Here is a 17,487-nt window from a genome sequence, read left to right on the forward strand (position 1 = left end):
GGATGAGGGCACGCCGCGGGCAGGCCATGGTGCTCAGCGCCCTGTCCCTCCTGGTGCTCGCGCTGATGGTGACGCTGAGCTTCAACCTCAGCCATGCGCTGCGCCAGAAGATGAGCCTGCAGCAGCACAGCGACGCGCTGGCCTACTCCATGGCGGTGCTGGAGGCGCGCGCGCTCAACTACTACGCGGTGGGCAACCGGGCCATCGCCGGCTCGTACGTGGCCATGAACAGCATCCACGCGTACGTGGCCGCCGCCAGCGTCACGGGCGAGATGATGCGCGCGGCGCGCAACAACTTCTACCAGATTGCCGCCATCGAGGTGATTCGATGCATGTGTTACACCTGTATCGAGCACTGCTTCCACGCCGCCGAGGCGGTGCAGATTGCCAGCCGGTTCAGCCAGGAGGGCAGTGACTACGACAAGCAGGTCCGAGGCGGGGAGACGGGCTTCGTCAACGCCATGAAGGGCCTGGACCTCATGGTGGACAACCTCCACATCGCCCAGCGGTCGGTCCACGACAACACGCTCAAGTCGGTGAAGGACGGCAGGAGCGGCGGGCTGGAGCAGCTGACGGAATACAACGCCCCCGGCGCCACCTTCCTGGCGCAGCAGGTGGGCGGCATGAACGCCAACGAGTTCAACTGCGCGGTGGATGGCATGGACTGCGAGGGCAGCGTGGAGAGCACCGAGCCCGAGGCCCGCGCGCGGGTGATGACGGAGGTGGCCAACGCGAGCCGCTCCGGCTGGCCGGCGACGCGTGAGACGGGCGGCATGCCCTCCATCCAGATTCCTCCGTACCTGCACTCGGACTTCATGGACAAGTTCGAGGACATCCCCAACGAGGGCAACTACCAGGTGCTGCGCCACGTGGGCACGGCGAAGACGGTGCAGGACAAGGGCGAGGTCAACGGCTCCGGCCAGCAGGGCGGCAACTCGGGCCTCGTGGTGGCGGCGTCGGAGGAGGGGATGATCTTCCACAAGTGGAAGCACGGCGTGGGCACGTCGCCCTACTCGGCGGAGGTCTGGAGCGACCAGAGCAACGGCGGCCACGAGCCGAGCGGCGCGCACTCGGGCCAGCACCCGTTCGAGGGCGTCAACGCCCGGGCGCTGACGGCCTGCTCGCAGTCCGGCAACTGCTTCATGAAGTTCCGCGCCAACCCCTCCGCGACGCGGGACTGGGGCCAGCCGCGCGTGTACAGCTACGTCACCAAGCAGTTCCGGGGCGGGGACCCGAAGAAGACGCCCTGGGAGCTCAACTCCTCCGCCACGCTGGAGTTCAAGCACGGCGCGCAGGGCTCGGGCAGAATCACCCTGTCCGCGGACGAGGGCGTGGGCCTGTCCAAGGCGCTCGTCTACTACCACCGCTTCGGGGAGAACGGCTGGCGCGAGCCGCCCAACCTCTTCGGCCCCTACTGGCGCGCGAAGCTGCACCCCTTCCGGGACGGTGACGAGGCGGGGCAGGTGCTGGAGGCGGCGGGCAACCAGGACGCGGCCCAGCTGGCGCGCGTGCCGGGGGTGTCGCTGTGAGGCGCGCGCAGGCCCGTGCGGCCCGGGGCGCCGCCTCGGTGGAGCTGGCGCTGAGCATGCTGGTCATCATCCCCGTGTTCCTCTACTCGCTCTTCCTGGACGACCTGCTGCGCCACACCCTGGATGCGCAGGAGGCCGCGCTCGCCACCGTCTGGGACTACGTGGTCCAGGACTACGCCAAGGCGCCGCAGGGCGGCGAGAGCTTCGCGGGCTTCGGCATGGTCCAGGGCTACGCGCGCCAGACGTACTGCGACCACGAGTCGGGCATCGACAGCTTCGAGACGGGCCCCAATCCCCGCGAGTGCGGGGACGAGGAAATCCACCACCAGGAAATCGTGTCCCACGCCTGCTGGCTCAACCCCGGCTCCCAGCAGGTGGAGTGCACGCTGAACGGGGGCGGCTCCGAGGTGGGCGCGTACGGGGTGTCGATGCACCAGTCGTACATGGACGAGTACGGCAAGGGTGGCCTCATCCGCTGCTCGGCGCGCATCGGCGTGCAGAACTACCTCTTGCAGCGCAGCGTCTTCGCGGAGTTCTCCAGGGTGGACCTGGCCAAGGACAAGCAGGACAAGGGCGCGGGCGTCCACAACAACGCCCGGGGCGGCACGTACCAGGCGGACCCGGGGGGCGTGGCCGGCGACGTCTACCTGCTGCCGTGGGAGCGGCTCTCCGTCGTCACCGACACCTGGGCGCTCACCGAGCCCGCCGACATCCGGCCCGGCGCGAAGTCGGGGGAACTCTTCGAGCGCGTGTCCCACCTGTACAAGCACCAGGAGAACCAGGGGTACTCGGACATGCAGCAGGCGGCCTCCGACTACGTCGAGGAGGCCATCAGCAACAAGCTGCTCGAGGACAACATGAGCCTGGACGGCAAGCCCGCGGGCGATGACCCGCGCGAGGCCAGCATGGCCATCAAGGCGTTCGGGGACGGCCCGCCGGAGGAGAGCATCACCCAGCAGGGCAGCTCGCAGAGCTACTTCAACAGCGAGTGGCGCGACTGGGACCAGGACGGCAACGAGAAGACCTGGGATGCGCGCAGCACCGGGTACATGGGGTGCAAGCCCGAGGAGCCCTGCTGATGGTGGCGGCGTCCGGGCGGGCCGTCCGCATCCCCGCCCTCCTGTTCTCCGTGGCGGTGGTGGGCGGCCTCATCGGCTTCGCCTGGGAGCGCGTCTCGTACGGCGGCAGCGCGCCGTCGGGAGAGTGGGAGCCGCCAGCGTTCCCCGGGCACGGCGAGGAGGGCTCCACGCGCGGGCTGACGCGCACGCCGGCCGAGGAGGCCATCCTCCAGCGGGCGCTGTCGCACTTCCCGCCCTACCCGCGAACGAGCAGCCGCCCCGAGGTCCTGGCGGCCGACTACCTGGGACCGGACACGTCCATGGCGGTGGCGTGGTTCTCCACCCGGGACACGCCGGCGCAGGTGCTGGGGCACTACGCGAAGGTGCTGCTGGACATGGGGCTGCCCGTCGTCCGGGAGACGCACGGGGACAATGGTGGGTACGTGGGCTACTGGAGCCCGGACTCGCTCGAGGTGCGGCTGGTGTCGGTGCTGGCGCAGGGCGGGGAGACGCTGGTCTTCGTGTCGTCCGGACAGGTGAAGGGGTTGTTGGAGCGGGGCCGGGGCGTGCCGGCGTGGGTGCCGGTGCCGTCGGGGCTCATGGAGCCGATGGCGATGACGTTCGACATGGAGGGGGCCACGCACCAGGTGGTGTCCGGGAAGATGCCGGAGGACACGCTCGGAGGGGCGGAGGCGCGGTACCGGGCGGTGCTGCGGGAGCAGGGCTGGCAGGCGGGGGGGACGGAGCCGATACAGACGGGGGGCGTCGCCTTCGAGCTGGAGCGGCAGGGCACTCGGGGCCGGGCGGTGCTGCGCGAGCGTGCTCCGGGCGTGGAGCTGCAGTTGTCCCTGCTGCGACGGGGCGGCACGCCATGACGGGATTCTGGAGGGTAGGACCGATGAAGATGACCCAGGGGGCGCTGGCCGTGCTGGCCGGGCTGGGGGTGTGGCTCGCCGCCGGGCCCGCGGGCGCGGCGGATGCGTGCACGCGCAGGTGTGAAGACGACGCGGTCGCCTTCGACGATACCTGCAAGCAGATAGCGAAGGCGGGCGCGGCCCTGGCGAAGTGCCAGAAGCTCGTCGCGGACACGAAGAAGAAGTGTCTGGAGGATTGTGAGAGCGCGGCGAAGGCGCCGCCTCCTCCTGCCAAGGTACCGGTGCCTGGGAACGCTCCCGCGCCCGCTGGAGGTGGGAAATGAAGGCCGGGTTGCTCGCGAGAGCGCGCGGTCAGGCGATGGTGGAGTACTCCGCCATCACCGCCGCGATGCTGGGCTTCACCGTGCTGGGCTGGCCGTTCCTGGTGCAGCTCATCAACGGCCTGCAGCGGTACTTCCAGGGCATCTACTACATCATCCAGTCGCCCATTCCCTGACGGCTGTCAGAGGTTTCGGAGGACGCTCGCCGTCTTGAAGCTCGCCGTGGCCGGGTGGTTCTCCCAGGGAACGGGTGTGCGACGCCGAGCGCGTCGGCGATGTCCTCGAAGAGGGAGCGGGCGAGGCGGACACGGTCCGCGTGCTCGAACACCTGTCTCCACGCGAGATGGCTCAGGGCGGCGGCTCCTCCGCGTGTTTCCGCGTAGCGGTCCGTGAGGGGGTTCGTCGGCTCGCAGAGGAAGCGCAGGTAGTGCTTTGGATGCCGGGCGCGCTCCGGGTTCGCCCAGGACTTCCGCTTCTGCTGGTGCGGGACGTTGGGGTGTTGAAGGAAATCCGGGTCGTCCGTGAGGAAGTCCTCCAGGTCGGGCGCGGTGGTGGTGTCGAGGCGTGCAGGCCGTGTTGCTCCTGCGCGCTTGAGCGCCTCGGGCTCGGCGAAGAAGTAGGCCTCGACCATGGGCGCGAACAGGTGGAACGAGCAGCGTTCCCGGACGCGGTCGACAACCTTCAGGCGCGTGGCTTCCGACGACCAGTCGTGGGTTTCGAGATGCCGGCGGACTGCGTCCCGGACGCGGCTCCCGACCAGCTCGGGATGGGGCGCATTGACGAGCTCCAGGTCATCGATGGCCAGCACCAGAGTAGGTGGCTCGTCCTCCACTGCCGCGACGATGTTCCTGGCGAACTTATCGAGCGTCGTCGGTACGTTCGACTCCGGTACGTCCCGCAGGTCAGCGCTGGTGAAGGACTCGATGCGGTTGAGAACTTCGAATCGGGCCTCGGGGAAGATGCGTCCCAGGGAGTCCGCCAGGGCCTTCTCTTCGCACTTCCCCGTCACCAGCAGCCCGACACGTGCGCTCACTCTTCTTCGACCCCTGTCGGCGCTCCGTATTGGAGGCGCTCGTAGAGGTCTCCGAGCGAGAAGTGTGCCAGCCAGTTCCGCGTCTTGAGCTTGTCGAGCGGCACCGGCAATACGTCGTGGCCCGGCTCCATGACGAAGACCTTCTCGGGATGTTCCTTGAAGGTATCGAGCAGGACGGGCGAGTGGGTCGCCAGGAGCACGGTGACATCGTGCTTGTCAGACCACTCCCTGAATGCCGCGACCAACTGCCGGATGGCGAAGGGGTGCAGCGCGTTTTCCGGCTCATCGACCGCTACGACGGAGTGCTCCTCCGTAGACGCGATGGCGCAGAGATGGATCATCATGACGAGGAATCCATCCGGCAGCAGGCTGGGTGTCAGTGTGTCTCCGCGCGGCGTATGTACCTCGCACGAGACGATGTTGGCGGCGATGGGGAAGGAGAAGTCCTCCATCAACTCTGGGAAGCAGGTTCGCAGGTTGTCCGTGACGAACCGGATGCGCTCAGCCTCGTCCCGCCGGTTGCGCCAATTCATCAGGACCGAGAAGACGTTGCGTCCATCCTTTGCGAGCGTCAGCTCCCCGCTCAGTCGAGAGCCCTCGGTGCGCAGGGATGGGAGCGAGTAATGACGGTGGTGACGGTAGCCACCCATCCTCGACATGAGGCCCAGGACATCCTCTTTGGAAGTACCGAGGACCAGCTCATCGGGGACGTGGCGGAACAACCGGTCATCCGGCAGATGAGACCCATGACGTCCGGCCGAGGGACTCTCTCGGTTCTGCTCGAAGATGACCGTATTGTCCTTCAGGAACTTCTCGGTGAAGGGAATGCGAGCCCCTCCGGGGCCGAGGCTGACTTCCGGCTGGAACGTCCAATGGATGTTTCCGAGCCGGGCGCCAAAAAGGACCGGTTCATCATCAGGCGCTCCGAAGTGACGCAGGCCATGGGCGCCACCGTGCTGCTCCAGCGCCCTGGTGAAGCCCTGGCTCACCGCATCGCTCAAGAGCTGGAGCACATCGATGAGCGTCGTCTTGCCGCTACCGTTGGGCCCCACGACGGCGCACACACCCGAGGGCGTCCATTCGACGCGGCGCAGGCCACGGAAGTTGCGCACCTCCAGCGTGAACTCCATGAACCGCCTCCTCACCTCAAACTGAAAACGCCCCTCCGGCGATGATGGGCATCTGGCCGGAGGGGCGCCACATTCTTCTCTGGAACCGCCCGGAGCCTTCTACGGCTTCACGGTGGTGACGAACTCCGCCTTCCCACCAGCCACCTTCAGCACCACGGCCTCCTTCACCGCGTCGCGATTCGCGTCGAGCGTGATGCGGCCGGAGATGCCCGGGAAGTCCTTCGTCGCGGCAATCGCGTCGCGCAGGGCCGGGCCGCTCAAGTCAGGAGCGCGCTTCATCGCTTCAATCGCCACCTGGGCCGCGTCGTACGCCAGCACGCCCACGCTGTCCGGCACGCTGCCATAGGTCTGCTTGTACTTCGCCAGGAACTGCTGGAGCTTCGGGTCCGGGTTGTCCGGCGAGTAGTGGTTGGAGAAGTAGCTGCCCTCCAGCGCGGAGCCGCCCAGCTCGAAAAGCTTGTCGGAATCCCAGCCGTCACCGCCCAAGAGCGGCACCTTCAGCCCCACCTCGCGCGCCTGCCGCGCGATGATGCCCACGTCCGTGTAGTACCCCGGCACGAAGACGGCCTCCGGCTTGAGCTGCTTGAGCGCCGTGAGCTGCGCGCGGAAGTCCGTGTCACCCTTCGAGTAGCTCTCGTCCCCGACGACCTTGCCGCCGAACTCCGTGAACTTCTCGTTGAACACGTCCGCCAACCCCATGGAGAACGCGCTCTTGTTGTCGCGCAGCATCGCCACCTTCGACAGCTTCAGGTTCTCCCGGGCGAACTTCGCCATGACGAGGCCCTGGAACGGGTCGATGAAGCAGACGCGGAAGATGTAGTCGCCCTTCTTCGTCACCTCGGGGCTCGTGGACGTCGGCGTAATCATCGGCACCTTCGCCGCCTGTGCCTTCTCCGCCATCGCCATGGACACCGAGGACGCCGCCTCGCCCAGGATGACCACCACCTTGTCCTGGGTGATGAGCCGCGTCACCGCCTGGGCCCCTTCCTCCGGACGGCCCTGGCTGTCGTACACGCGCACGGCCAGCTTCTTGCCCTTCACCCCACCCGCCGCGTTGGCCTCGTTGATGGCCATCTCGATGCCGTTGCGCGCGGAGACGCCGAAGGTCGCCTCCGAGCCCGTCAGGCTGCCCACCTCGCCCAGCAGGATGGTGTTCGCATCCGCCGGGGCCGGGCCGGGCGCCTGGGCCCCGGCGCTCTGGCCGCCCGGCGCGGGCTCGGCGGGCGCGGGCGTGGACTTCTTCTCGCAGGCCACCGCGGCCAGGGCCAGGGTGGCGAGCAGCAGCAGGGGACGACGCATCGTGTGGGCTCCTCCGGGACGGGGCCTGCCACCCTAGCCCTCTCCTACCTGCCCTCCAACCAGCGGCTCCCGGCCAGTGCCTCAAAATGCAATGTGGACTGAACTGGTCCACATTACATATGACGCCCCCCGGGAGTCCCGGGGCCCCCGCAGGTATCCGACCCGGAGAGGAGACACCCGCACCCATGCTTCGGATGAGCAAGATGACCGACTACGGCATCGTGCTGATGACCGAGCTGGCTCGCGCGGAGGGTGACACGCGCACCACCCGCGAGCTGGCGGCGCGCACCCGCGTGCCGTTGCCCTCGGCCAGCAAGGTGCTCAAGAGCCTGCTCCAGGCGGGCCTCGTGGTGTCCCACCGCGGAGCCAACGGCGGCTATGGCCTGGCTCGCCCACCGGCCGAGCTCACCCTGGCGGAGCTCGTCACTGCGCTGGAGGGCCCCGTCGCCCTCACCGAGTGCGGCGTCCACACCTCGGGCGGCGCCCCGTGCGAGCTGGAGTCCGTGTGCCACGTGCGCGGCCACTGGCGCCTCATCAACACCGCGATTCAAGACGCGCTGGGCCGGCTGACGCTGGCGGACCTCGTCGCCCCCGCGCCCCGCATCCCCGAGCGCCTGGTGGGCCTGGGTGTGCCGTCGCGGCCCGCGGCTCCGGCCGGCGCCGCCCCCACCGCTTCCGCTTCCGCCACAGGAGTCCGTTCATGAGCACCGACACCCTCCAGGAATTGACCCGCCGCCCGTACGAGGCCGGCTTCGTCACCGAGGTGGAGTCGGACACCTTCCCCCCGGGGCTGAGCGAGGACGTCATCCGCCAGCTGTCCGAGAAGAAGGGCGAGCCCGCCTTCATGCTCGAGTGGCGCCTCAAGGCCTTCCGCCACTGGCTCACCATGAAGGAGCCGAACTGGCAGGCCGTGAAGTACAACGCCATCGACTACCAGGCCATCCGCTACTACTCGGCGCCGAAGCAGAAGCCGAAGAAGGGCAGCCTGGACGAGGTCGACCCCGAAATCCTCAAGACGTACGAGAAGCTCGGCATTCCGCTGCACGAGCAGAAGCTGTTGCAGAACGTCGCGGTGGACGCCGTCTTCGACTCGGTGTCCGTGGCCACCACGTTCAAGGACAAGCTCGCCAAGGCGGGCGTCATCTTCTGCTCCTTCTCCGAGGCCGTGCGCGAGCACCCGGAGCTGGTGAAGAAGTACCTGGGCTCGGTGGTGCCGTACTCGGACAACTTCTTCGCGGCGCTCAACTCGGCGGTGTTCAGCGACGGCTCATTCGTCTACGTGCCCAGGGGCGTGCGCTGCCCCATGGAGCTGTCCACGTACTTCCGCATCAACGCGGCGGAGACGGGCCAGTTCGAGCGCACCCTCATCGTCGCGGACGAGGGCGCCACCGTCAGCTACCTGGAGGGCTGCACCGCGCCCCAGCGCGACACCAACCAGCTGCACGCGGCCGTGGTGGAGCTGGTCGCGCTGGACGGCGCCAACATCAAGTACTCCACCGTGCAGAACTGGTACCCCGGCGACGCGGAGGGACGGGGCGGCATCTACAACTTCGTCACCAAGCGCGGGATTGCGCACCGCGGGTCCAAGATTTCGTGGACGCAGGTGGAGACCGGCTCGGCGATTACGTGGAAGTACCCGAGCGTCATCCTCAAGGGCGATGACTCGGTGGGCGAGTTCTACTCGGTGGCGCTCACCAACAACCTGCAGCAGGCGGACACCGGCACGAAGATGGTGCACATCGGGAAGAACACCCGCAGCACCATCGTGTCCAAGGGCATCTCCGCCGGACGCGGGCAGAACACGTACCGCGGCCTGGTGAAGGTGCTGAAGAGCGCGGAGAACGCGCGCAACTATACGCAGTGCGACTCGCTGCTCCTCGGCGACAAGTGCGGCGCCCACACGGTGCCGTACATCGAGGTAAAGAACGCGTCCGCGCAGGTGGAGCACGAGGCGTCCACGTCGAAGATTGGCGAGGACCAGCTCTTCTACTGCCGGCAGCGCGGCATCTCCCAGGAGGACGCGGTGTCGATGATCGTCAACGGCTTCTGCCGCCAGGTGTTCAAGGAACTCCCGATGGAGTTCGCGGTGGAAGCGCAGAAGCTGCTCGGAGTGAGTCTGGAAGGGAGCGTGGGGTAGGTCATGGCACTGCTGACCGTTCGCAATCTGCACGCCCGCGTGGCGGGCAAGGACATCCTCAAGGGCATCGACCTGGAGGTGCGCCCCGGAGAGGTGCACGCCATCATGGGCCCCAACGGCTCCGGGAAGAGCACCCTGGCCAGCGTGCTCGCGGGCCGTGACGGCTACGAAGTCACGCAGGGCGAGGTGCTGTTCGACGGCAAGCCGCTGCTGGGACTGTCGCCCGAGGAGCGCGCCACGTCGGGTGTCTTCCTGGCGTTCCAGTACCCGGTGGAGATTCCGGGCGTGGGCAACCTGCACTTCCTGCGCACCGCGCTCAACGCGCAGCGCCGGGTGCGGGGGCTGGAGGAGCTGGACGCGATGGACTTCCTCCAGCTGGCCAAGGAGAAGTCGAAGCTGGTGCAGCTGGACGCGGCGTTCATGAACCGCTCGGTCAACGAGGGGTTCTCCGGCGGCGAGAAGAAGCGGAACGAAATCTTCCAGATGGCGGTGCTGGAGCCGCGGCTGGCGATTCTCGACGAGACGGACTCGGGCCTGGACATCGACGCGCTGCGGACGGTGGCGGGCGGCGTGAATGCGCTGCGCTCGCCGGAGCGCGGCATGGTGCTGATTACGCACTACCAGCGGCTGCTGGACTACATCGTCCCGGACCGGGTGCACGTCATGGCGGCGGGCCGCATCATCCGCTCGGGCGGGCGCGAGCTGGCGCTGGAGCTGGAGGAGAAGGGCTACGGCTGGCTGGGCCTGCAGGACGGCAAGCCGGGCGCACCGAAGGGCGGGGAGGCACGGCGATGACGCCGGCCCTGGCGCACTACCTGGACGTGGCTTCGCGCCTTCATGCGGCGGACGCGTCCGCGCCGGCGTGGCTCAAGCGCGTGCGCGCCGAGGGGCTTGCGCACCTGGAGCGGCTGGGGCTGCCGACGAATCGCGATGAGGCGTGGAAGTACACCCGGCTGGCGCCGCTCGCGGAAGGAACGTTCCTTCCACCTGGAGAGACGCGGGGCGGGGGGCGGCTGGCGACCGGCGCGGAAGGAACGTTCATTCCGACCGGGGCGGGGCGGCTGGCGACCGGTGCGGAAGGAACGTTCATTCCGGCCGCTGATGCGCGCGGCTCGGGAGCGCTGTCGGCGGTGGTGGAGCGGCTCGGGCTGCCGGGCCCGCGGCTCGTCTTCGTGGACGGGCGGCTGGCTCCGGAGCTGTCGTCGCTGGCCGGACTTCCGCGCGGGCTGACGCTGAAGCCGCTGCGGGACGCGCTGCGCGAGGACGGTGAGCTGCTGGAGGCCGTCCTGGGACAGCGGGCGCTGGCCGGCGAGTCGGCGCTCACCGCGCTCAATGCGGCCCTGCTGGAGGACGGCGCGCTCTTGCGGCTGGCCCCGGGCACGGTGAGCGAGGTGCCGGTGCAACTCCTCTTCCTCACGCTCGGGGACGCGCCGGTGCTGGCCAGCCCGCGCATCCTCGTGCTCGCGGGCGAGAGCAGCGAGGCGTCGCTGGTGGAGACGTACGCGGGCGTGGGCACGGGCTCCACCTTCACCAACGCGGTGACGGAGGTGACGCTGGAGGACAACGCCAGCCTTCACCACTACAAGCTCCAGGCGGAGTCGGACGCGGCGGTGCACGTGAGCGGGCTGCACGTGCGGCAGGGGCGGGACAGCCGCTTCGCGTCGCATGCCTTCTCCTTCGGCGGCGCGCTGTCCCGCAACGAGGTGCACTCCGCCTTCGCGGGCGAGGGCGGCGACGCGACGCTCAACGGCCTCTACGTGGGCCGGGGCGCGCAGCACCTGGACAACCGCACCGCGCTGGACCACGCGGTACCCCGCTGCACCAGCCGCGAGCTGTACAAGGGCGTGCTGGACGACACGTCGCGCGGCACGTTCCACGGGCTCATCCGGGTGCGGCCGGATGCGCAGCGCACGGACTCTCGGCAGCAGAACCGCAACCTGCTCCTGTCCGAGTCGGCGCAGGCGGACGCGCGGCCGCAGTTGGAAATCCTGGCGGACGACGTGAAGTGCGCGCACGGCGCGGCGGTGGGGCGGCTGGACGCGGCGGCGCTGTTCTACCTGCGCTCGCGCGGGATTCCGCAGGCGGAGGCCGAGCGGCTGCTCACGTATGCCTTCGCCCGCGAGGTGGTGGACGCGGTGCCGGCGGGGCCGGTGCGCGACAGGGTAGAGGGCCTGCTGGCCCTGAAGCTTCCGGGCGCGGCCCGGCGTGAGGTGCGGGCATGAGCGGCTTCGACGTGCAGAAGGTTCGCGCCGACTTCCCCATCCTCCGTCAGGAGGTGCGGGGCCGGCCGCTGGTGTACCTGGACAGCGCGGCCACCTCTCAGAAGCCGCAGGCGGTCATCGACTCCATCGTCCGCTTCTACCAGCACGACAACGCCAACGTGCACCGCGGCGTCCACGTGCTCTCCGAGCGCGCCACCGAGGCCTACGAGGGCGCGCGAGAGACGGTGCGCCGCTTCATCAACGCCCGCGACGCGAAGGAAATCATCTTCGTGCGCGGCACCACCGAAGCCATCAACCTGGTGGCGCAGACGTACGGCCGCAAGCACCTGGGCCCGGGCGACGAGGTGCTGATTACGCACATCGAGCACCACGCCAACATCGTCCCCTGGCGGATGCTGTGCGAGCAGACCGGCGCCGTGCTGAAGGTCATCCCGGTGGATGAGCGCGGCGAGCTGAAGCTGGACGCCGTGGACGCGCTGATGACGGAGCGCACGCGCATCCTCGCGGTGACGCACGTCTCCAACGCGCTGGGCACGGTGGTGCCGGTGAAGGAGCTGACGCGCCGGGCGCACGCCAAGGGCATCCCCGTGCTGGTGGACGGGGCGCAGGCGGTGACGCACTTCCCCGTGGACGTGCAGGACCTGGGCTGCGACTTCTACGCCTTCAGCGGGCACAAGATGTTCGGCCCCACGGGCATCGGCGTGCTGTACGGCCGCCTGGAGCGCCTGGAGCCGCTGCCTCCGTACCAGGGCGGCGGGGACATGATCCTCTCCGTCACCATGGAGAAGGTGACCTACAACCGGGTGCCGCACCGCTTCGAGGCCGGCACGCCGGACCTGGCGGGCGCGGTGGGACTGGCGGCGGCCATCCAATACCTGGAGGCGCTGGGGATGGCGAACGTCGCCGCGCACGACCAGGAGTTGCTGGCGTACGCGACCAAGGCGCTGGAGTCGGTGCCGGGCCTGCGCATCGTGGGCACCGCGCGCGAGAAGTCCGCGGTGCTGTCGTTCCTCCTGGAAGACATCCATCCCCACGACGTGGGGACGATTCTGGACCGCGAGGGCATCTGCATCCGCACGGGGCACCACTGCGCGCAGCCGGTGATGCAGTACTTCAAGGTGCCGGCCACGTCGCGGGCGTCGCTGGCGCTCTACAACACGACGGAGGACGTGGACGCGCTCGTCCGCGGGCTGCACAAGGTGCTGGAGGTGTTCAAGTGAGCTCGGACCTGTCGGACCTGTACCAGGAGGTCGTCCTGGAGCACTCCAAGCGGCCCCGCAACTACCGCGTGGTGGAGGGCCACAACGCCGAGGCCGCGGGGCACAACCCGCTGTGCGGCGACCAGCTCTCGGTGACGCTGAAGGTGGAGGGCGACGTCATCCGCGACATCGGCTTCCAGGGGCAGGGCTGCGCGATTTCCAAGGCGTCCGCGTCGCTGATGACGGGGGCGGTGAAGGACAAGACACGCTCGGAGGCCGAGGCCCTCTTCGAGCGGGTACACAAGCTGGTGACGGAGGGGCCGGAGGGCATGGACGTGGACGCGCTGGGGAAGCTGGCCGTCCTGTCCGGCGTGAGCGAGTTCCCGGCCCGGGTGAAGTGCGCGAGCCTCGCGTGGCACACGCTGCGCGCGGCGCTGGACGGACGCGGCGAGGCCGTGTCCACGGAGTAGGGGAGGGATGAGCACCATGAGAGGAATGACCGCGGTGCTGGGGCAGGACGTATCCGCCACCATCATCCCCAGTGGAGACCGGGTGCTGCTGCCGGCGGGCGCGGAGCTGCGGGTGATGCAGACGCTCGGCGGCAACATCACCGTGCAGGACCCGTACGGCCAGCTCTTCCGCATCGACGAGAGGGACGGCGGTGCGCTGGGCGAGGAGTACGCGCCGAAGGAGAAGGCCGCCGCCGACGACGGCACCTTCAACGAGGAGCAGGTCTGGGAGCAGCTACGCACGGTGTATGACCCGGAGATTCCGGTGAACATCGTGGAGCTGGGCCTGGTGTACGCGTGCAAGGCCGAGCCGCTGCCCGAGGGTGGGCAGCGCGTGGACATCCAGATGACGCTGACCGCACCCGGCTGCGGCATGGGCCCGGTGCTGGTGGACGACGTGCGGCAGAAGGTGTCCTCCGTGCCCGGCGTGAAGGAGGCCAACGTCGACCTGGTGTGGGACCCGCCCTGGAGCCAGGACCGGATGACGGACGTGGCGAAGCTCCAGCTCGGGTGGATGTGACGGCGCGGCGGCGGTGACTTCAGCGCAGGGCCGCCAGCCTGCGCGCGCCCACGCCGAGCACCGCCGTGGCCAGGCTCCCCGCGAGCAGCTTCGGCCACCGCTTCCGGGGCGCTTCGACGTGGGCCGGGACGCGCGCCTCCACCTCCGGCATCTTCTCCGCGAACAGCTCCACCATGCCGTCGAGGAACGCGAGCATGTGCTGCGGGCCCGGACTGGACACCCAGTTGCGGTCCCGGACGGCGGACGCGTCCACCCACTCGCCGCCCGCGTTCTTCACGTCGTCCTTGATGGCCGGCCACGAGGCGACCTTGCGTCCCTCGATGAGACCCGCGGACACCAGCAGCCACGGCCCGTGGCAGATGATGGCCATGGGTAAATCCAGCGTGTCCGCGTCGCGCACGAAGTCCTGCGCCAGCGCGCTCTGCCTCAGGGTGTCTGGATTCACGAGGCCGCCAGGGATGAGCACCGCGTCATAGTCCGCGGCCTTCACCTCGTGGAGCGTCGCATCCACGTCGACCCGCTTCCCCGGGTACAGGTGGTTCATCCCCCGAATCTTCCCCGAGTGGAGCGAGACAATCGTCACGTCCGCGCCCTCGCGCTTCAGCTTCTTGACGGGAAGGGTCAGCTCCACCTGCTCGAAGCCATCCGCCGCCAGCACGGCCACTCGCAGCCCCTTGAGCTTCTTCATCTCTCGCCCCTGTCATCCGGAAAGGAAGGTTGTCGTTCCTGACCCTGTGCATGGCCGGCGGCTCCGTGAATGGAGGAGGGGGCGGGCAGGGAGGCCCTTCTCCCTCCGGCCCGTCAGCGCTCGCGGCTGGGGCGTTGTGCCTCCCTGGAGGGCGTGCTACCGACCCGGCGAACCGGTGGGTGGCGGCACACGGCGTGCGCTCCTCCCAGGCGGTTCCGGTTGATGACGCGCGGTCCTCGTCCCCTCGGATGCTCCCGGAGGTCCCCCGAATGTTCGCCTCGCTCTCTCCCCTTCACCGTGGCCTGCTCGCGGGCACCGCGCTGCTGCTCGGCCCCGTGGGCTGCACCAGCGTCGAGTCCGCCCGGGTGGAGGAGTCCCGCCTCTCCACGAAAGATGCGCCCGCGGTGAAGCCGAAGTGGGGCCTCGTCATCCACGGCGGCGCGGGCGTCATCTCCCGGGAGAACCTCTCCCCCGAGCGCGAGGCCCAGGTCCGCGCCGTGCTCACCCAGGCGCTCCAGGCCGGCCACGCCGTGCTGGCCAGGGGCGGCAGCAGCCTGGACGCGGTGGGCGCCGCCATCCGCATCCTGGAGGACTCGCCGCACTTCAACGCGGGCAAGGGCGCCGTCTTCAACCATGACGGCGTCAACGAGCTGGACGCCGCCATCATGGACGGCAAGACGCGCATGGCGGGCTCGGTGGCGGGCCTGCACCGCGTGAAGAACCCCATCGACCTGGCCCGGGCGGTGATGGAGAAGTCGCCGCACGTGATGATGGTGGGCGACGGCGCCGAGGCCTTCGCGAAGACGCAGGGCGTGGAGCTGGTGGACCCGAAGTACTTCTACACGGAGGAGCGCTGGCAGGGGCTCCAGCGCGCGCTGCAGAAGGAGCGCGGGGAGCCGCCGTCGTCCTCGCTCCAGCCCGGGTATGACCCGGTGACGGGAGACCACAAGTTCGGCACCGTGGGCGCGGTGGCGCTGGACCAGGCCGGCAACCTCGCGGCGGGCACGTCCACCGGCGGCATGACGAACAAGCGCTTCGGCCGCGTGGGTGACGCGCCCATCATCGGCGCCGGCACCTATGCCGACCCGGGCTGCGCCGTCTCCGCCACCGGCCACGGCGAGTTCTTCATCCGCTACACCGTGGCGCGCGACATCTGCGCCCGCGTGGAGTACCAGCGGTCGCCCCTGCCCGAGGCCGCCAACTTCGTCATCAACGACGTGCTGCTGAAGGCCGGCGGCGAGGGCGGCATCATCGCCATGGACAAGCAGGGCAACGTCGCCACGCCCTTCAACTCCAGCGGGATGTACCGCGGCTACATGGGCGAGGACGGCCAGCCGCACGTGGCCATCTTCAAGGACGGGCCGCCGCCCATCGAGGCGAAGTAGGGGGATGCGCTTCTTCCTCCTGACGCCGCACGGGCCCTCCTCCTCGTGAATCGGTGAGGAGGGCCGTCGTCCGCGGGATTCAGACGAAGTGGGCGACCTCCAGCGTGTAGCCCTTGGCGTCGATGGCCTTCAGCACGTCGCGCAGCCTGGGGGAGATGAGCAACCGGCGCTCGGGCCGCAGGTCGCCGCGTCGGCAGCCGAAGTACTTGTCGGTGAGGCACAGGTCGCTGCCATCATGGCTGGCGCGCTTCAGGTACAGCTCGGAGACCTGGTTGAGCCCCGCGAGGTGTCCCTTGGGGCAACGGTGCTCATTGCGCTCGTCGAGGTCGAAGGGGTGGTTTCCCGCCACCGTCCTCGAATCCAGCGTCAGGGGCTTCGAGGTGAACACGGGGCGGAACCACTCGGAGGACGGGGTGCTCCTGCGCCCGCTGTGGAGGACGGGACGGAACTCCGCTCCCCGCAGGCCATGTTGCTGGAAGGCCGCCACGAACCGGGAGGACACGACGACCTCGCCTGCGATGGTCTGGGCGATGTCCTTGTTCCTGGAGACGCGCTTCGTGTTGAGGATGAGCTCGGACTTCAAGGGTGCTCCCGCGCCACAGTGCGTGCACGCGGCCGACTCGTCGTACTCCGTGCCGAAATCGGTACCCGGCGGCTCGAAGTACGTGCGGATGATGAGGTTCAGCAGCTCCGCGGATTCGAGCTCTTCCTGCGTGTACTTGCGATGGATGCGCCAGTAGGTGAAGAAGATGTCTCCCTTCTTCATCTGAGACCGCTCGATGTTGCCGATCTCCTGAACGAGTCGGTCATCACCTGGAAGCATCACCTTCCGCAAACTTTCGCCCAGGGGAGTACCCACGCCGGGCTCAAGGAACTTCCGGGCGCGCTCTTCCGCGATTCTGAACTCGAAGGTCTCGCGCATGTTCAAGGAGTGATGCCGATGAGCTGGGGAATCGGATACTGAGCGTAGACTCACACGAGGATGTCCGTCAGTCGCTGAGGGCTGGGTTGCGGCTGACCGTACTGCCACTCACGGCGGAACGCCTGGGTAATGGCCTTGTGGTACGCGGTGGGCAGTCGGTTCGTCTGCCCCGCCTTCGGACCTCCCAGGTACCTGGGTATCAGGTGGTGGTTCTCGTAGCCCGGGCTGTTGGGATACGTCGCCTGCGCCTCCTTGAGCCGCTGGAAGTAGGCCTGCCTCGCCTGGAGCACCACCGCCTGGTTCGCGGTCCGCTGCGCGCGAACCTGGGCCTGCAGCGGCGTCGGCCGGGCAGGAGCGAGCAGTGGAGGCTGACGCAGCGCCCTTGCCGCGCCTCCGCGCCGCACCGGAGGCCGCACGGCAACGGCGCCATCGAGTGGGCCCGTGCCAGCCCCCCAGACGAGGTGCTCCCAGCCTTCAGGCAGAAAGGCACCGGGCAGGACTCCATCGCCCTGCCCCGTGGTCCCCTCCACGAAGGTGCTCCGGTCCACCGGAGCCACGTCCCCGGTGGAGCCCTCCCTCACCGCGTCCGTCCCACCGGCACCCGCGAGCAGGAGCGGAACCACACAGGTCAGAAGCAGCTTCAGCCGACGCATTCGGAACC

General features: G+C 68.9%; 19 protein-coding genes. 13 read left to right on the forward strand and 6 right to left on the reverse strand.

Annotated features, from left to right (window positions below; all coding sequences use genetic code 11):
• The first annotated feature begins 2 nt into the window (after positions 1 to 2).
• From ACX9TP_RS07515 to ACX9TP_RS07535, 5 genes are read left to right on the forward strand one after another with little or no spacing between them, the layout of a single operon-like run.
• Entirely contained in the window at positions 3 to 1,529 is a 1,527-nt protein-coding gene (locus ACX9TP_RS07515) for a hypothetical protein (RefSeq protein WP_482979041.1), read from the forward strand.
• Positions 1,526 to 2,608, forward strand: a complete 1,083-nt coding sequence (locus ACX9TP_RS07520; RefSeq protein ID WP_482979042.1) for a hypothetical protein — start codon at positions 1,526 to 1,528, stop codon at positions 2,606 to 2,608. Before ACX9TP_RS07515 ends, ACX9TP_RS07520 begins: the two co-directional genes overlap by 4 nt.
• Positions 2,608 to 3,462 (forward strand): hypothetical protein, encoded by an 855-nt coding sequence (locus ACX9TP_RS07525; RefSeq protein ID WP_482979043.1) that lies wholly within the window; start codon positions 2,608 to 2,610, stop codon positions 3,460 to 3,462. The genes ACX9TP_RS07520 and ACX9TP_RS07525 overlap by 1 nt, the downstream gene beginning before the upstream one ends.
• 23 nt (positions 3,463 to 3,485) lie before the next feature.
• Positions 3,486 to 3,785: a hypothetical protein gene (locus ACX9TP_RS07530; RefSeq protein ID WP_482979044.1), complete on the forward strand. Its 300-nt coding sequence runs from the start codon at positions 3,486 to 3,488 to the stop codon at positions 3,783 to 3,785.
• Positions 3,782 to 3,958, forward strand: a complete 177-nt coding sequence (locus ACX9TP_RS07535) for a hypothetical protein (RefSeq protein ID WP_482979045.1) — start codon at positions 3,782 to 3,784, stop codon at positions 3,956 to 3,958. The genes ACX9TP_RS07530 and ACX9TP_RS07535 overlap by 4 nt, the downstream gene beginning before the upstream one ends.
• Here ACX9TP_RS07535 and ACX9TP_RS07540 read toward each other — a convergent pair.
• The 3 genes from ACX9TP_RS07540 to ACX9TP_RS07550 all read right to left on the reverse strand — a co-directional run bounded on the left by ACX9TP_RS07540 (position 3,931) and on the right by ACX9TP_RS07550 (position 7,244).
• Entirely contained in the window at positions 3,931 to 4,815 is an 885-nt protein-coding gene (locus ACX9TP_RS07540) for a hypothetical protein (protein ID WP_482979046.1), read from the reverse strand. The genes ACX9TP_RS07535 and ACX9TP_RS07540 overlap by 28 nt on opposite strands.
• Positions 4,812 to 5,945 (reverse strand): AAA family ATPase, encoded by a 1,134-nt coding sequence (locus ACX9TP_RS07545; RefSeq protein ID WP_482979047.1) that lies wholly within the window; start codon positions 5,943 to 5,945, stop codon positions 4,812 to 4,814. The genes ACX9TP_RS07540 and ACX9TP_RS07545 overlap by 4 nt, the downstream gene beginning before the upstream one ends.
• 99 nt (positions 5,946 to 6,044) lie before the next feature.
• Positions 6,045 to 7,244 carry an ABC transporter substrate-binding protein gene (locus tag ACX9TP_RS07550; RefSeq protein ID WP_482979048.1) on the reverse strand — a complete coding sequence of 400 codons (1,200 nt, stop codon included), beginning with the start codon at positions 7,242 to 7,244 and terminating at the stop codon, positions 6,045 to 6,047.
• Between the two features lie 185 nt (positions 7,245 to 7,429).
• Between ACX9TP_RS07550 and ACX9TP_RS07555 the strand changes: the two genes are divergently transcribed.
• From ACX9TP_RS07555 to sufT, 7 genes are read left to right on the forward strand one after another with little or no spacing between them, the layout of a single operon-like run.
• The gene (locus ACX9TP_RS07555; RefSeq protein ID WP_482979049.1) at positions 7,430 to 7,948 is read left to right on the forward strand and encodes an SUF system Fe-S cluster assembly regulator; all 519 of its coding nucleotides are present in this window, start codon (positions 7,430 to 7,432) and stop codon (positions 7,946 to 7,948) included.
• Positions 7,945 to 9,381, forward strand: coding sequence for a Fe-S cluster assembly protein SufB (gene sufB / locus ACX9TP_RS07560; RefSeq protein WP_482979050.1), 1,437 nt, complete (start codon positions 7,945 to 7,947; stop codon positions 9,379 to 9,381). The genes ACX9TP_RS07555 and sufB overlap by 4 nt, the downstream gene beginning before the upstream one ends.
• Before the next feature lie 3 nt (positions 9,382 to 9,384).
• Positions 9,385 to 10,176: a Fe-S cluster assembly ATPase SufC gene (gene sufC / locus ACX9TP_RS07565; protein WP_482979051.1), complete on the forward strand. Its 792-nt coding sequence runs from the start codon at positions 9,385 to 9,387 to the stop codon at positions 10,174 to 10,176.
• Positions 10,173 to 11,603 (forward strand): Fe-S cluster assembly protein SufD, encoded by a 1,431-nt coding sequence (sufD, locus tag ACX9TP_RS07570; RefSeq protein ID WP_482979052.1) that lies wholly within the window; start codon positions 10,173 to 10,175, stop codon positions 11,601 to 11,603. Before sufC ends, sufD begins: the two co-directional genes overlap by 4 nt.
• Complete coding sequence (locus tag ACX9TP_RS07575) at positions 11,600 to 12,823, forward strand: SufS family cysteine desulfurase (protein ID WP_482979053.1); 1,224 nt, start codon at positions 11,600 to 11,602, stop codon at positions 12,821 to 12,823. The genes sufD and ACX9TP_RS07575 overlap by 4 nt, the downstream gene beginning before the upstream one ends.
• Positions 12,820 to 13,272 (forward strand): Fe-S cluster assembly sulfur transfer protein SufU, encoded by a 453-nt coding sequence (gene sufU / locus ACX9TP_RS07580; RefSeq protein ID WP_482979054.1) that lies wholly within the window; start codon positions 12,820 to 12,822, stop codon positions 13,270 to 13,272. Before ACX9TP_RS07575 ends, sufU begins: the two co-directional genes overlap by 4 nt.
• Positions 13,273 to 13,288: 16 nt before the next feature.
• Positions 13,289 to 13,831: a putative Fe-S cluster assembly protein SufT gene (gene sufT / locus ACX9TP_RS07585; protein WP_482979055.1), complete on the forward strand. Its 543-nt coding sequence runs from the start codon at positions 13,289 to 13,291 to the stop codon at positions 13,829 to 13,831.
• Positions 13,832 to 13,850: 19 nt separating this feature from the next.
• On the opposite strand, the gene ACX9TP_RS07590 is transcribed toward sufT, so the two are convergent.
• Positions 13,851 to 14,519: a type 1 glutamine amidotransferase domain-containing protein gene (locus tag ACX9TP_RS07590; RefSeq protein WP_482979056.1), complete on the reverse strand. Its 669-nt coding sequence runs from the start codon at positions 14,517 to 14,519 to the stop codon at positions 13,851 to 13,853.
• Between the two features lie 269 nt (positions 14,520 to 14,788).
• On the opposite strand from ACX9TP_RS07590, the gene ACX9TP_RS07595 reads away from it, so the two are divergent.
• On the forward strand, positions 14,789 to 15,904 hold the full coding sequence (locus ACX9TP_RS07595; protein WP_482979057.1) for an isoaspartyl peptidase/L-asparaginase family protein: 1,116 nt from the start codon (positions 14,789 to 14,791) through the stop codon (positions 15,902 to 15,904).
• Between the two features lie 79 nt (positions 15,905 to 15,983).
• On the opposite strand, the gene ACX9TP_RS07600 is transcribed toward ACX9TP_RS07595, so the two are convergent.
• Together ACX9TP_RS07600 and ACX9TP_RS07605 are read right to left on the reverse strand one after the other, a co-directional pair.
• Positions 15,984 to 16,670 (reverse strand): hypothetical protein, encoded by a 687-nt coding sequence (locus ACX9TP_RS07600; RefSeq protein WP_482979058.1) that lies wholly within the window; start codon positions 16,668 to 16,670, stop codon positions 15,984 to 15,986.
• Positions 16,671 to 16,876: 206 nt separating this feature from the next.
• Positions 16,877 to 17,479 carry a hypothetical protein gene (locus ACX9TP_RS07605; RefSeq protein WP_482979059.1) on the reverse strand — a complete coding sequence of 201 codons (603 nt, stop codon included), beginning with the start codon at positions 17,477 to 17,479 and terminating at the stop codon, positions 16,877 to 16,879.
• Between the last annotated feature and the right edge of the window lie 8 nt (positions 17,480 to 17,487).

This window comes from Pyxidicoccus sp. M15 (genome assembly GCF_056858435.1).